Genomic DNA, 15718 nt, shown 5'->3' on the forward strand with positions numbered 1-15718 from the left:
AGCCTCATACATTTGATGTTGCTTTAGCAGGTCTTTTGGAAGGGAAAAAACATTCCCTATCCAGAACGGACGTAGATGGCATCATAAAAAATGTTCCGGTTTCCAATGGTGTTTGGATTCCAACAGCGGCTCGCGAGACGATGCTGACTTTGATCAATTCGCTTTCGTCAAAACCGTTTGAAATTGACGTACAAGGATATTTGAAACTGAAAGCAGACGCACCAGAAGATCAAACAAAGTCCGCTTTATTCGCGGACAAGTTGCTGTCGTTGATAAACGGGCAGGAACGCATCATTCTTTCCCCGGCGACGGAAATATGGTATGATAACAGCGGAGAGCCTGCCCCCTCTCCAACCGGATTCGGGGATGCTTACAGCATACAGATTCAAGGGGAAAAAAGTCGTTTGGTATTGCTGGATGGATCCTTGTTTAAAGCGTACGGTACGGATGCATCCAATGTAACCGTTTCTTCTTTGCTCTTGGATCAGCTTCTGGAAGACGGCATCCATTATTCGAATCTAATCAGCAAGGAACTTGCCGAGAAATCATCCAGATTATTAATCTCCGCTTTCTCCATCAATATTGCAGCGGCAGGAACAATGACATCGGCACAAACCTCCTATGCTGGGCCGGGCGGTTCCATCTATGCTCAGGTGGGCAGTGTGGATAATGGAGAGTATATCAGCATTATTGATTTCGAACAAGGATGGCTCTATATTGAATATGGAACTGCCAATGGGAATAAACGGGGGTACGTTCCATCCGGAAGCGTCAGTTACAGCGGTTCGGTTCCTACCGCAGATTATCATGGCGGTTACTACAATGCGCCAAATGCCAATTTGAATGTGTACTATTTACCCACAGTAAGTGGACTGAGTGTTGGAAGCATTTATGCGTATGAAGGTGCAACTGTTCTTGAAACCAGCGGGAATATCGCGTATATTGAATATAGTTCACCCTCCGGCACAAAACGCGGATATGTGTGGACTTCCCAGCTCTGCAGCCGTCACGATGGGGTAATCGGTATCGTGACGGCATCCAGCACGCCGGTTTATGCGGGTACCGATACGCATTTTGCATCGGTCGGCAGTATTGACCGAACGGAATACACGGTTATTTTGAAATCCAGCGGATTGTGGGCATTTGTAGAGTATAACACGCCATCCGGCAGGAAACGGGGATACACATGGGTTGAAAATATAGGAGATCATTATAGCCTGAGTAATCTTCCTTCTATTGAAATCACCCGGAATCTAGGGGTCTCTACCGCTAATTTACCTGCCTATACCGGACCCAATCCTAATTACGCGCAGATGGGCAGCGTGTTTGCGGGGGATCAGGTCAATATTATTACGGAAAACGAATACGGCTGGTGCTACGTGGAGTATTACACCGGCGGCAGCGCTTCCAAGCGCGGATATGTAGATATCAATGCAATACAGCACATATCACTCGACAGTTTACCAACCCCAAGCGGAGTCAGCGCGATACCATATGGCACGAGTTCATCCCAGCGTCTCTTGAATGCTTATAAACTCGGAACTGGGCCGAATGTTTTGTTCGGCGTATTTGAACAGCATGGTTTTGAAGACGGCTGGGCGGCAGATGGTGTAGAACTGGTAAAAATCGCAAACAGCCTGATTGCAAACCTGAATGGAAACGGAAATCTGTCAAAATGGACGGTTTATGTAATTCCATCCGCCAATCCAGACGGTTTGTTAAGTGGTTACACCAATAATGGATTTGGCCGCTGCACAGCGGCATGGGTCGATATGAACCGTTCCCACAATACCAATCCATTGGCGTATTACACGGATGACCGCAACCGTACCAACAACAACGCGCCGGAAGTCGTCAGCCTTGAAAATTTTGTAAGCCAGCACAAGAGCGGGGCAGGTCAAAATGTGCTGCTGGATGTTCACGGCTGGGAAAACAGCACGCTGGGCGATCCGACAGTCAGCAGTTATTTTGATAATGCTTTAGGTCTGAACCATGTTTCGAATGGAGGCAGCGACGGTTACCTAATCAAGTGGGGCATGCAGAATGGGATCAACTCTACCCTGGTAGAATTGCCGCTGCCCGCGAATCCACAGGATGTAATCAATCGGAACCTGTCCGGGGAATTCATTTCTGCGGTCAATAACCTGCTCGCGAATACCGGTGTTCCCGCAAGCAGTACCAGCGCGCCGGAAGGCTGGCTGGATGTTGTGGACGGTGATCGGATTGCCGGTTGGGCGCGTGACCGGGACAATCTTGCGGATTCGATTTGGGTACATATCTATATTCGTAACCGCAACACCCAGGAGATCGCACGATTCGCCGCCGTTTTGGCAAATTGCTACCGGGGCGATGTGGCGCCTGGCTCGCACGGATTCAACTATGCTGTGGATTGGCGTACAATTCCTCCCGGCGAATACCAAATTGAAACCTATGCCATTGGACAAAACGGAAATAACCCCCCGTTATCCGGAACCCCTAAATACTATACTGTGAATGCGTCCAATGGCTGTGTGGATTATGTGGACAGCTCTGGTGTTGGTGGATGGGTATGGAAGTCTTCCGCACCGAATCTGCCCATTGAGGCACATGTGTATGTTTATGATTCAAATGGAACGCAAGTTTATGGTGTGCCGGTAACTGCGAACCAATATAGAAGCGATTTGGCAAATTTGCGGTATGGTAATGGACATCATGGGTTTTCGACTTCAATCCCGTGGAGCAGCTTACCCTTAGGCCCATTAAAAATAGTCGTATATGCTGTTGATGGCTCGGGAACCAATTCAACGATATATAATTCAACAGTAAAAAATCCATCAAGTCCGGATTATTCGTACACCAAAATGGCGTCGTATTTAAGTCACCTGACAGACGCTGTGAACCATTATAAATCAAGCACTGGTGCCACAACATCTAGCATTGAGTTAGCGTTACAGTATATAAGGCGGGGAGAATACGACAGTTCACGGTGGACACAGGCTGCTGGTGCAATTAACCACAATATGATTAACTATATAAATGGAAGCAGTAACTACCAGGATTTACAATATTATTTTACAAACGGGACAGAGGATTACATCGAATTTGTGGATCCAATTACAAATGCCAAAATTGATGCCATCCATATGTTTTCCACTTTAAATGTTTTAGTACATGACACCTCTCCGAATGAAGCCGGATGGTTGCCAGCGACAGCAGGAGAATCGTTGATAGATGATTTGGGAGGATGGGCTGGAGATTTGGAAACGTTTCAAAATGACATAGTTAAAGCCAACCATCCCAATGACTATCAAATCAATTACAATCTTGCTATTTCGCTTTTGAGAGAAAACAGCGGTTCAACTTTTCCAATCTCAGATTTCAACGCTGATGCCGATGCTCTTAATATGTATTGGAATTTAATAGGATCAAGCAGCACATTGCCCCAGTTGTTTTCAAATTATTATCAAAATCAAACTAAAAAGCGATATACTTCATTTGCTGGCCATATTGTATCAGAACATGGAAGCCTGCTTGAGGGTGCAATGGACTACATATCACCACTCTCTGCTATTGAAAAAATTTCCCCCCTGATGAAAAATTGCAATCCGACGATTATTCAAGCAACTGCTGTGGCCAGCGCGTTTCGCGATCGTTGTGAGGAATTGATGTCTAATGAATAAAAAAACAAAAACCAAGAAATTGGAATTAATCATTTTTTTAATTTTGTTTGGATTGGCTTTGCTTTTCGGAGTATGGTATTATAACACTTGGAAACATTCTGCATATTATATTGATGGCTCTAATCGTAGTGGTCAAACCACCGTTGATCAATTTGGACAAAAGTTATCTTTGCATTACACTACTACTTATTCAAACGGGCCTACTCAAACTATGGTTTATTTGTTTTTATCAGGACAAAACAGTGGAGCAGTTGAGTTATATAGTATTCGCGGAGAATTTACAATGCCATCAATTAGCTTAATTTACAATTTAAATTCATTAAAATGCTATGAATGGCTAAGTGCATCTACTTGCTTTATTACTTATAAAACTGGAGATTCGAACGTTAAAGCTTATCCCAACATTTTTTTTGACCAATCCGATTATCGGTTATTATATCCTGTAGCGAAACAGGAATTTATGACGAAAGATTGGAGACGAGTTCACTCTTTTGCTGAAATACTTTTAAAAAACAATGATGCAGAAGCACGGGAAATATTACAACGTTATGCCAGCGGGTCGTTTACAACAGAGGAAATTGACCAAAACGAAAAAAGCAATAGTGTGACCCCAAATCAAATCCAAACTTTTTCATACAGTTTACTTCTGAAATACAAATAAAAGCGCTTTCCATCATTTGTCGATTATATATGGGAGTTAAAAAATGAATAAGCCTATTAAAGAGACCGAACACTTACACACCATATTTAAACTTATAATTGCTGGCATAGTTTCTGTTTTGGTAATTGTTGTTTCGTGCTGCCTTGCTTTTGGGGGATCATTTGCTTATGTTTGGCTATTTACTCCAAAAAACATCCATAAAGAGGTCTCAATTCAACAAGCTGGAGAAATGCTTACTATCCGTTATACGACAACATATGCAAGAGAACACTCTACAGACGTATATATATTTTCTGAAAAGCAATCAGGTGAGCTGACCCATTACCTAATTGACGGCGACTTTGTTTCACCAAAAATCAAGCAAATCTATAATACTCAAAGCCTTGTGGCATATGAGTGGAGTGCTGGAAAGGTATATTTTATTACCTATAAAGAAAAAGGATCAGTCATCCAACCCTTTTCAAGTATACAGATTGATGCTGGAAATTTCCAGGATGCAAATTTATTGTATCCTGTTGCAAAGCAGCAATTTAATACAAGAAAATGGGGATGCATCAATTTGTTTGCTGAATTACTCCTGAAATGCAATGACACGGAGGCTAAAGCAACGCTGCAGCGTTATGCACGTGGCCTTTTCACAGATGAAGAGATGATGCAAAACCGAGGTAGCCCCATAACTTCATCTGATGTGCAGGAGTATGCTGCAAAGCTCATTTCTAAATATCCTTAAATTAACCGGCTGTGGAGCGAGACGATAAAGGGGCGATGTGGCACCGGGATCGCATGGATTTAACTACGCGGTGGATTGACGAACGATACCACTTGGAGATTATCAAATCGAAGCATATGCCATTGGACAAAATGGAAATAACCCCCCATTATCCGGAACCCCTAAATACTATACTGTGAATGCGTCCAATGGCTGTGTGGATTATGTGGACAGCTCTGGTGTTGGCGGATGGGTATGGAAGTCTTCCGCACCGAATCTGCCCATTGAGGCACATGTGTATGTTTATGATTCAAATGGAACGCAAGTTTATGGTGTGCCGGTAACTGCTAATCAGTATCGCTCTGATTTGGTGAATGCAGGGATGGGAAATGGGTATCACGGGTTTTCAACCTCGATACCGTGGGATTATTTGCCCCAGGGGGAACTAAAGGTTGTTGCCTATGCTGTCGATGGATCAGGTTCTAATGTGCAAATTTATAATATGCAAAGGGAAAATCCGTATCGCCCAGATTATTCATATACCACAATGGGTCATTATCTAAGTAAACTTACAGATGCTGTAAATCACTATAAGTCTATTACAGGTAAAGAAACTTCAGCTCTTGAATTTGCACTGCAATATATAAGAAGGGGGGTCTATAATGATTCACGCTGGGTACAAGCAGCTGATCCTGTCAGTAATGAAATGATTAGTTACATCAACAGCACCAGCACTTACAAGGATTTGCAGTATTATTTTACCAATGATCCGATTGTTCTCACGGATTCATTTACGGGAGCGCAAATAGATGCTACACACATGTTTGCCACTTTGCATGTTTTAGTGCATGATACTGTTCCGGGGGAAGCAAGCTGGTTACCAGCAACATTTGGAGAACCAATTATAGATGATTTGGGCGGTTGGGCCGGCGATTTGGAAACATTTCAACAGGATGTGATTGATAGATCAAGCAACCCAAACGATTTTCAGGCTAATTATAATATTGCAATTGCATTTTTGCGCCAGGATACGGGATCCCGTTTTTCTATGCCGGATTTATATGCAGATGCAGATGCGCTAAACATTAACACTGATTTAAATCAATTCAACAACAGCTTATCTGATGCTTTTTTAAATTATTATGGTGCTAAAGCAAAGAAAAGGTATACCTCATTTACTGAAAAGAGGTTCGGCTCTAATCGTGAAGATATCGTTATTGGCGCTATGGACTATGTTATGCCTACCTCTCTGATTGCCCAATATTCACCATTAATGAAGGATTGCCATCCTACATCCAATCAAGCGAACGCAGTTATCCAAGCATTTGCTGATCGTTGCTGGGAGTTGAAATCTTATGAATAAGAAATATTTGATAGCTTTCGTTTTCTCTGCGCTGTTAATTGGATTGTCAGTAATGTATTTTGGGGTAAAATATAATACTTTTCAGCATTATTCCAATTCTTCTGACGATCAGAATAAAACAGGGCAAATTACCGTTCGACAATTTGAACAAAATTTATTTCTGCGTTATAGAACTTATCATAACGGACCTACAGAAACGTCAGTCGCTTTATTTTTATCAGAAAAAGAAGATGCAGCAGCGTCTTACGTGTTTCGCGGTGAATTTGAAAAGCCCGAAATCAATCTTATCTATAATGCGAATGGATTAAAATGTTATGAGTGGCTCAGTAAAAGCACTTGTATTATTACATATAAATATGAAAATTCTAGGGTCAAGGCATATCCCCCCATTATACCTAATGATTCTGACTACATTCTACTATACCCTGCATTGAAACAGGAATTTATGACCAAAGACTGGAGACGAGTTCACTCTTTTGCTGAAATACTTTTAAAAAACAATGATGCAGAAGCACGGGAAATATTACAACGTTATGCCAGCGGGTCGTTTACAACAGAGGAAATTGACCAAAACGAAAAAAGCAATAGTGTGACCCCAAATCAAATCCAAACTTTTTCATACAGCTTACTTCTGAAATACAAATAAAAGCGCCTTCCATGCACAAATTGCAACTTTTGTCGGAGGGACAGTAGCAACTGCCAATCAATCTGATGCAGCGACTGATGCTTTTACAGATTACATCTGGAGGTTAAAATCCAATGGATAATAGAAAAAAGGAACGTAGCAAAAGAATTTGGAGTATCAGTGGGATACTTGTAGTCGTCATCGTTATTGTTTCAGCGATAATTTATTCTATTAATATAAATATGCGTCAAACGACGCCTATAACTTCAAGATCACAAGTGACATTTCAAAACGGAGGTGATGATTTTATTCTTAGATATGTTACTGATACTTTTCCTGAACATCGAACTTCGATTTACATATTTACTAAAGACAATAAAATGGCATTATACTCATACATAATTACAGGAGATTTTGAAAAACCTGATATTAGTTTGGGTTATAATACAAATGGCCTAAAGTGTTACGAATTTAGCAGCAATTCTGTTTACTTCATTGCATATCAAGCAACTGCTAATGGATCTAAGTTTAAAATATATTCTGAACAAACCGTATCAAATAATGATTTTTCTGATACAAATATGTTATATCCTGTCGCAAAGGAACTATTTATGACCAAAAACTGGAATCGGGTAAAACTGTTTGGTGAATTACTCCTGAAATGCAATGACACGGAGGCTAAAGCAACGCTACAGCGTTATGCACGCGGTCTTTTCACAGATGAAGAGATGATGCAAAACCGAGGTAGCCCCATAACTTCATCTGATGTGCAGGAGTATGCTGCAAAGCTCATTTCTAAATATCCTTAAAAGCTTTTTTACACCCATATTAATGCTTGAAAATTGACCACCAACCCAGTAGGCGTTTCAAAATGATTGCCTTGTGAAGCTATATGTCAATTTGCTGTTTTCCATGGGGCTATCAGAAAAGAAGGACCAAAAGCGGTTCAGTTATACTCGGAACTGGGCCGAATGTTTTGTTCGGCGTATTTGAACAGCATGGTTTTGAAGACGGCTGGGCGGCAGATGGTGTAGAACTGGTAAAAATCGCAAACAGCCTGATTGCAAACCTGAATGGAAACGGAAATCTGTCAAAATGGACGGTTTATGTAATTCCATCCGCCAATCCAGACGGTTTGTTAAGTGGTTACACCAATAATGGATTTGGCCGCTGCACAGCGGCATGGGTCGATATGAACCGTTCCCACAATACCAATCCATTGGCGTATTACACGGATGACCGCAACCGTACCAACAACAACGCGCCGGAAGTTGTCAGTCTTGAAAATTTTGTAAGCCAGCACAAGAGCGGGGCAGGTCAAAATGTGCTGCTGGATGTTCACGGCTGGGAAAACAGCACGCTGGGCGATCCGACAGTCAGCAGTTATTTTGATAATGCTTTAGGTCTGAACCATGTTTCGAATGGAGGCAGCGACGGTTACCTAATCAAGTGGGGCATGCAGAATGGGATCAACTCTACCCTGGTAGAATTGCCGCTGCCCGCGAATCCACAGGATGTAATCAATCGGAACCTGTCCGGGGAATTCATTTCTGCGGTCAATAACCTGCTCGCGAATACCGGTGTTCCCGCAAGCAGTACCAGCGCGCTGGAAGGCTGGCTGGATGTTGTGGACGGTGATCGGATTGCCGGTTGGGCGCGTGACCGGGACAATCTTGCGGATTCGATTTGGGTACATATCTATATTCGTAACCGCAACACCCAGGAGATCGCACGATTCGCCGCCGTTTTGGCAAATTGCTACCGGGGCGATGTGGCGCCTGGCTCGCACGGATTCAACTATGCTGTGGATTGGCGTACAATTCCTCCCGGCGAATACCAAATTGAAACCTATGCCATTGGACAAAACGGAAATAACCCCCCGTTATCCGGAACCCCTAAATACTATACTGTGAATGCGTCCAATGGCTGTGTGGATTATGTGGACAGCTCTGGTGTTGGTGGATGGGTATGGAAGTCTTCCGCACCGAATCTGCCCATTGAGGCACATGTGTATGTTTATGATTCAAATGGAACGCAAGTTTATGGTGTGCCGGTAACTGCGAACCAATATAGAAGCGATTTGGCAAGTTTGAAGTACGGAAATGGGTATCACGGGTTTTCAACCTCGATACCGTGGGATTATTTGCCCCAGGGGGAACTAAAGGTTGTTGCCTATGCTGTCGATGGATCAGGTTCTAATGTGCAAATATATAATATGCAAAAGGGCAATCCGTATCGTCCAGATTATTCATATACCACAATGGGTCATTATCTAAGTAAACTTACAGATGCTGTAAATCACTATAAGTCTATTACAGGTAAAGAAACTTCAGCTCTTGAATTTGCACTGCAATATATAAGAAGGGGGGTCTATAATGATTCACGCTGGGTACAAGCAGCTGGTCCTGTCAGTAATGAAATGATTAGTTACATCAACAGCAACAGCACTTACAAGGATTTGCAGTATTATTTTACCAATGATCCGATTGTTCTCACGGATTCATTTACAGGAGCGCAAATAGATGCTACACACATGTTTGCCACTTTGCATGTTTTAGTGCATGATACTGTTCCAGGGGAAGCAAGCTGGTTACCAGCAACATTTGGAGAACCAATTATAGATGATTTGGGCGGTTGGGCCGGCGATTTGGAAACATTTCAACAGGATGTCATTCGACGATCAGGTAATTCTGATGATTATCAGTATAACTATAATATTGCTATTTTGCTATTGAGACAAGACGAAGGCTCAAGTTTTTCTATGCCGGATTTATATGCAGATGCAGATGCGCTAAACATTAACACTGATTTAAATCAATTCAACAACAGCTTATCTGATGCTTTTTTAAATTATTATGGTGCTAAAGCAAAGAAAAGGTATACCTCATTTACTGAAAAGAGGTTCGGCTCTAATCGTGAAGATATCCTTATTGGCGCTATGGACTATGTTATGCCTACCTCTCTGATTGCCCAATATTCACCATTAATGAAGGATTGCCATCCTACATCCAATCAAGCGAACGCAGTTATTCAAGCATTTGCTGATCGTTGCTGGGAGTTGAAATCTTATGAATAAGCGGTTTGCTTTTGGAAAGCTAATGTTAATTGTTTCTTTACTGGTGGTAGGATTTGTTATGGCATTTTCAATTCTATACCATAACATCTTGCTGCGCCCTAATAATTCTGGTTCCTCCATGTTCCAAGAAACAACGAGTAAAGTTATTCTTCATCAATTTAACCAAGATGTATATTTAAAGTATTTCACATCTAATATCAATGGCCCTACTAAAACAATGATTTATATATTTTTGTCAGAGAAAAAGGGGGAAGCAGCAATTGCATCTTATGAAATAAATGGAAATTTTTCAATGCCAGAAATTAAAATGGTCTATAGCAAAAATGACTTGACGTGCTATGAGTGGGCGAGTCAAGATAATTGCTTGATAACGTATCAATATGGGGATTCAAAAATCAAAGCATATCCCGATGTTTTTTTTGACCAATCTGATGATACTTTGCTGTATCCTGTAGCGAAACAGGAATTTATGACGAAAGATTGGAGACGAGTTCACTCTTTTGCTGAAATACTTTTAAAAAACAATGATGCAGAAGCACGGGAAATATTACAACGTTATGCCAGCGGGTCGTTTACAACAGAGGAAATCGACCAAAACGAAAAAAGCAATAGTGTGACCCCAAATCAAATCCAAACTTTTTCATACAGTTTACTTCTGAAATACAAATAAAAGCGCTTTCCATCATTTGTCGATTATATATGGGAGTTGAAAAATGAATAAGCCTATTAAAGAAACCGAACACTTACACATCATATTTAAACTTATAATTGCTGGCATGGTTTCTGTTTTGGTAATTGTTGTTTTGTGCCGCCTTGCTTTTTTGGGGCCATTTGCTTATGTTTGGCTATTTACCCCTAAAAACATTCATAAAGAGGTCTCAATTCAACAAGCTGGAGAAATGCTTACTGTTCGTTATACGACAACTTATGCAAGAGGTAACCGTCAAATCAACGGGCACGCCCCCCAAGGCATGAGGTTTTCAACATCCGCGCCATTGGGCGCTTCGGTGAAAATCTTTGTGAGGTACTCAAAAGGCACAAGACCATTCTCCCTGGCAGAGACGATCAAGCTGTAATAGATTGCGCTGGCTTTTGCACCGTTTGGCGTGTTGGAAAACAGCCAGTTCTTCCGTCCCATTACAAAAGGTCGAATGGCGTTTTCCGCGCGATTGTTACTGATTTCCAGCCGTCCGTCCAACAGATACCGCACAAGATACATGCGCTGTGACTGTGCATAATGGATTGCTTTACCCATCAGGGTTTTAGGCAGTTCCCGGAGCGATCCGACCCAGGCGTAGAACGCCTCAACCACCGGTTTACTTTGCTGTTCGCGTTCCTTCAAACGATCTTCCGGGGTCAGCAAAGTGAACTGTTTCTCCAAATGAAACAGCCTGTCACAGTAAGCAATCCCCTTTGCGGCGTCAGACGATTTCCGTTTATCCTTCGGCAGTGTTTGCAGCGCTTCGTCAAATTTCCGACGCAGATGCGCCCAACAGCCCACCACGGTGATTCGGTCAGGCAGCTTGTGGTATCCGTCATAACCATCTGCATGGAGAAAACCTGAAAAATCCTCTAAGAAGTCTTTCGGACGGATATGCTTTCGATCCCGCTGGTAGTCATACAGCACAATCTGGCGCTTAGCCTCGCCGCTTGTACGATAAAGCCACATGTAACTTTTACTCTGGGCGGGCTTGCCGTCCTCATGCAGCACCTGAAGGGTGGTTTCGTCTGCGTGAAGGACTTGATGATTGCATAGCTGTCGCTTCATTTCCTGATAAATTGGCTCCAGCCAATCTTCACAGGCTCTGATGAGCCAGTTGGACATGGTTTGACGTGAGAGCAGAATGCCGCTTTGCGCCCACTCCTGCTCTTGCCGATAAAGCGGGCTGCCCATCACAAATTTTTGCACGGCGATATGGGCGACGGATTCGGGTGATGCGAACCCTCCCTTGATGACGGGTTTTGGCATCTCCGCCTTGACAATCGGCACACGATCAGAGGACTCCTCGCAGTGGCGGCAGGCATAGACGTGCCGTACATGGCGTACAATCACGGCTTTTGCCGGGATGATTTTCAGTTCCTCACGGATGTCTTCCCCCATTTTGTGCAGAGGACAACCGCAGTCCGGACAGATACGCGCCTCGATCGGCAGCTCGTGTTCAATGGTCTCAACAGGTAAATCTTCCGGCAACTTGTCGGTGGTCAGGCGCGTCTTTCTGCGGTAATGCGCCTTGACCTCGGTGGTTTCCGGCTCTGGCACGGTCAAATCGGCGGTTTGCTCTGCTTCGTTAAACAGACATAATTGTTCGTTGTCCGTCTGTTCACTGGACGCGCCGAATTGCTTACGTTTGGCCAGGCGGAATTGCTCCATCAGCCACTGAATCTGCTGTTTTAGCTCGGCAATCTGCTCCGCCTGTTTGAGAAAATTCTCGTAAACAGAAAGCGGTATTTCAATTGTTTTTTCTTGTTTTTCCATTCTCTAATTATACCGGAAAAACCGCATAGAATCAAGAAAAAACGGCATTTTCGTATCCCGATGTGTTACGAAATATTGTGTTCAAGAACTTCGCTGCGGCGAAGCTTTTTCTCCAGCCTTGCGCCATCGATCAGACAAGACAGTTCCTCACTGTTCAGCGTCATTGTGGTTTCCTCGTCTGACGACGGCCAGCGGAAATGTCCGCGTTCCAGCCGTTTGAAATACAGCCAAAAGCCATCGCCGTCCCACTCCAGTATTTTCAGGCGGTCACGGCTTCGGTTGCAGAACACGAACAGCGCGTCGACAAAAGGGTCGAGAGAAAAACTGTGCTGCACAAGCGTCATTAGCCCGTTGATCGATTTCCTCATATCCGTGCACCCACAGCAAAGATACACAGGTTTTTCTCCGAACTGCATCACAGCGATCTCAGGATGCGGCAGACTCTCGCCAGCAATTCCAGGTCGGTTTGGGCATTTGCAAGGATATGGCAGCCGGCGATTTCAATGTCTAGGGTGCCTTCGCCGGCAGTAACAGATTTTGCTTCCGTAAGCTGCGTCCAGCCGTCCGGCACAAGCCCGGTTCCGCGCTTTTGTTTCTCCATAAGCTCCATGCAGGCAGCTTCCCGTACTTTTTTCTGCCTGTAGTAATAGGTGGCCTTGCTGATGTTTTTTTCTTCGCAAAATGCGTCCACGCTCTGCCCGCCAGCTATTCGCTCCTTTACCGCCTCGCCCCACTCTGATAGCCGGAACTCCCTCGCGATTTTTTGCGTATCCATTTTATTCACTCCAATTTGGTCCAAAACACTCCATTACATGTTTTGAACCCTTTTGAAGTTCATTGTACCTTCCCCGACACCATGCTTACAAGGTGCGCGCGGTCTTGACGGTTACTGCAAGAGAACACTCTACAGATGTATATATATTTTCTGAAAAGCAATCCGATGAGCTGACCCATTACTTAGTTGACGGTGACTATATTTCACCAAAAATCAAACAAATCTATAATACTCAAAAACTTGTCAACGCCGATTTGAATTTGCAGGTTTTCGCCAGTTAAAAAATGCATGAAAACAGCGGTAAGGAAATGTTGAAAAATTAGTTTTGGCCCTGCTCGAAAAGGGTGTTGACGATGTGCTGCTTCTGCTTCATGTACTCCTTTCGCTCTTTAAGGCGATAGCTCTCACCCTTGATATTGACAACGGTGCAGTGGTGCAAAACACGGTCTAGGATTGCAGAGGCGATAGTGACGTCGGCGAAGATCTCATTCCATTGGGAAAAGGTCTTATTGGAGGTAAAGATCGTGGAGACTCTCTCATAACGTCTCGCAATCAGTTGAAAAAACAGATTCGCCCCCTGAATATCCATCGGGAGATAGCCAATTTCGTCAATAATGAGCATTTTGTACTTGCCCAGAGTTTTGAGCTTGTCCGGTAGTCTATTCTCAAAATGAGCCTTTTTGAGCTGCTCAATTAGGGTGTGGCAGTTGATGTAATAGGTGGAGAATCGATGCTTGGCGGCAACCAGCCCCAGTGCTGAGGCCAGATGGGTCTTGCCCACACCGGGCAGGCCGAGGAAGACGATATTCTCTCCGTTTTCAAGGAAACGCATGGTAGCCAGTTCTTCAATCTGGCGCTTGTCAATGGAGGGCTGGAAACTGAAATCAAAATCCTCCAACGTTTTTTTGATGGGAAATCCGGACATTTGCACCTGCTTTTCATAGGCGCGTCGCCGTTTTGACAATGCTTCCTCGGCAAAGATATGGTCGAGCACATCTACAACGTTGAGTTCGTCCTTTACAGCTCTTTCAAGATAATTGTCCAATATCTCCAGCGTGTTTTTCATCTTAAGGCTTTCGAGGTTTTCCCTGAGACGTTCCATCGTCAGTTCCGTCATAGCAGCACCTCGTCATACCGGTTCAAATCGTGTTGTTGGATAGGAAAGTCGATGACACTGTCGCCGTCCAGCAGGGTGTTTTCTGTATCAAAGGATTGCTTGACGGTCAGCCTGCGATAATGATGGGCATTGACGACCATGTCTTTTTTCTGGTAGGATATTCGGTGCAGGGCAATTTGCTTTCCTTCATAGTAGACAGCAAGCACGTTGTCCAATGCTACGACTGCCACATCTTCGCCGGCGTATTCCGATGGCACGGAATACTGATTACCGCCGTACGAGATGAGGCAGTCTTTTTGTACCCGGCGCAGATTGATTTTGTCGATGATATATTCACGTTTAAGAGGGTTAAGGCCCTCTTTTTTTAGTCTCTCGAAGGGAATTTCATTTGTTGTGGCGTGGACTTTCCCATTGACCTTATTACACCATGCGAGGGCCTGGCCATTGAGGTCGTCAAGTGAAGAGTACTTGATGCCAATCATGAAATTATCCCGTACGAACTGTACCGTGCGCTCTATTTTACCCTTTGTCTGGCCTCGGTATGGCCGGCACAGCACAGGCTTGAACCCATAGAATCCGGCGAAATCCTCAAACTGCCGGTTGAGGGTACTGTCTTCCTGCTTCAGCAGCCGTTTGATGACGACCTGCTTCATGTTGTCATACAGAATTTCCTCCGGGTAACCGCCTAAATACCGGAACGCGTTGGCATGGCAGCGGATCAGAGTGTTGGTACTCATGTCGGTCACAAACTCTATGTACCGTGTCCGCAAGTACCCCAAAATGAACAGAAAACAGTACAGCTTTTTCAGCTTCCCATCCTCCGGCACGGTGTGATCCTCAAAAAACGCCCAGTCCATCTGCCCTTGAAGTCCCGGCATCGTTTCAAACCGCACCGTTGCTTTCTCGTCCAACTGTTCCTTCTTGTTTCGCACGTATTCCCGCACGATGCTGTGCCCACCCTCGAAGCCCTGCTCCTGAATTTTCTCCAGTATCCGCTCCGCTGAGTACGGCGCTTCCTCCAGCCATACCGTTATCTGCTCCTTGTAGGGGTCCAGCTTCGACGGCTTCGTTGCGCTCAGGCTGTATACCGGTCGCGCCTCGCTCTCGGCGTATTTCTTCGCCGTCCTCGGGTCAATGTTGTACTTGCGCGCTATCTCTGTGTAGCTCAGTCCTTTTTGCCGGTCGCTTCGGATATCCATCCGGTTTGCTCCTTCCATTTTGACACCCTTTCCGCCTGCTGCTTAACAGACAGATTTG

At 44.1% G+C, this 15718-nt stretch carries 13 protein-coding genes; 8 read left to right on the top strand and 5 right to left on the bottom strand.

Annotation, left to right across the window (positions count from 1 at the left end; translation table 11 throughout):
• Positions 1-35: 35 nt before the first annotated feature.
• From ETHHA_RS14525 to ETHHA_RS06250, 8 genes are all read left to right on the top strand, one after another.
• Positions 36-3659, top strand: coding sequence for an SH3 domain-containing protein (locus tag ETHHA_RS14525; protein ID WP_013485136.1), 3624 nt, complete (start codon positions 36-38; stop codon positions 3657-3659).
• Positions 3652-4320, top strand: coding sequence for a hypothetical protein (locus ETHHA_RS15060; RefSeq protein WP_013485137.1), 669 nt, complete (start codon positions 3652-3654; stop codon positions 4318-4320). The genes ETHHA_RS14525 and ETHHA_RS15060 overlap by 8 nt, the downstream gene beginning before the upstream one ends.
• A gap of 43 nt (positions 4321-4363) precedes the next feature.
• The gene (locus tag ETHHA_RS06225; protein WP_013485138.1) at positions 4364-5050 is read left to right on the top strand and encodes a hypothetical protein; all 687 of its coding nucleotides are present in this window, start codon (positions 4364-4366) and stop codon (positions 5048-5050) included.
• 196 nt (positions 5051-5246) lie between these two features.
• Positions 5247-6392, top strand: coding sequence for a hypothetical protein (locus ETHHA_RS15505; protein WP_137143862.1), 1146 nt, complete (start codon positions 5247-5249; stop codon positions 6390-6392).
• Positions 6385-7038, top strand: a complete 654-nt coding sequence (locus tag ETHHA_RS06235; protein ID WP_013485140.1) for a hypothetical protein — start codon at positions 6385-6387, stop codon at positions 7036-7038. Before ETHHA_RS15505 ends, ETHHA_RS06235 begins: the two co-directional genes overlap by 8 nt.
• A gap of 113 nt (positions 7039-7151) precedes the next feature.
• A complete protein-coding gene (locus ETHHA_RS15510; RefSeq protein WP_013485141.1) occupies positions 7152-7826 on the top strand; it encodes a hypothetical protein in 675 nt (224 codons plus the stop codon).
• A 167-nt stretch (positions 7827-7993) separates the two neighbouring features.
• Positions 7994-10093, top strand: coding sequence for a M14 family metallopeptidase (locus tag ETHHA_RS14530; protein WP_013485142.1), 2100 nt, complete (start codon positions 7994-7996; stop codon positions 10091-10093).
• Complete coding sequence (locus tag ETHHA_RS06250; protein ID WP_013485143.1) at positions 10086-10763, top strand: hypothetical protein; 678 nt, start codon at positions 10086-10088, stop codon at positions 10761-10763. Before ETHHA_RS14530 ends, ETHHA_RS06250 begins: the two co-directional genes overlap by 8 nt.
• A gap of 273 nt (positions 10764-11036) precedes the next feature.
• On the opposite strand, the gene tnpC is transcribed toward ETHHA_RS06250, so the two are convergent.
• From tnpC to istA, 5 genes are all read right to left on the bottom strand, one after another.
• Complete coding sequence (gene tnpC / locus ETHHA_RS06255; RefSeq protein WP_013484564.1) at positions 11037-12569, bottom strand: IS66 family transposase; 1533 nt, start codon at positions 12567-12569, stop codon at positions 11037-11039.
• Positions 12570-12634: 65 nt separating this feature from the next.
• Entirely contained in the window at positions 12635-12985 is a 351-nt protein-coding gene (tnpB, locus tag ETHHA_RS06260; protein WP_013484563.1) for an IS66 family insertion sequence element accessory protein TnpB, read from the bottom strand.
• On the bottom strand, positions 12985-13344 hold the full coding sequence (gene tnpA / locus ETHHA_RS06265) for an IS66 family insertion sequence element accessory protein TnpA (protein ID WP_013484562.1): 360 nt from the start codon (positions 13342-13344) through the stop codon (positions 12985-12987). The genes tnpB and tnpA overlap by 1 nt, the downstream gene beginning before the upstream one ends.
• A gap of 319 nt (positions 13345-13663) precedes the next feature.
• A complete protein-coding gene (gene istB, locus ETHHA_RS06270; RefSeq protein ID WP_013484866.1) occupies positions 13664-14461 on the bottom strand; it encodes an IS21-like element helper ATPase IstB in 798 nt (265 codons plus the stop codon).
• Entirely contained in the window at positions 14458-15678 is a 1221-nt protein-coding gene (gene istA, locus ETHHA_RS06275) for an IS21 family transposase (protein ID WP_049776574.1), read from the bottom strand. The genes istB and istA overlap by 4 nt, the downstream gene beginning before the upstream one ends.
• Positions 15679-15718: the final 40 nt, after the last annotated feature.

The sequence above is a fragment of the Ethanoligenens harbinense YUAN-3 genome, assembly GCF_000178115.2.
Classification (GTDB): domain Bacteria; phylum Bacillota; class Clostridia; order Oscillospirales; family Ethanoligenentaceae; genus Ethanoligenens; species Ethanoligenens harbinense.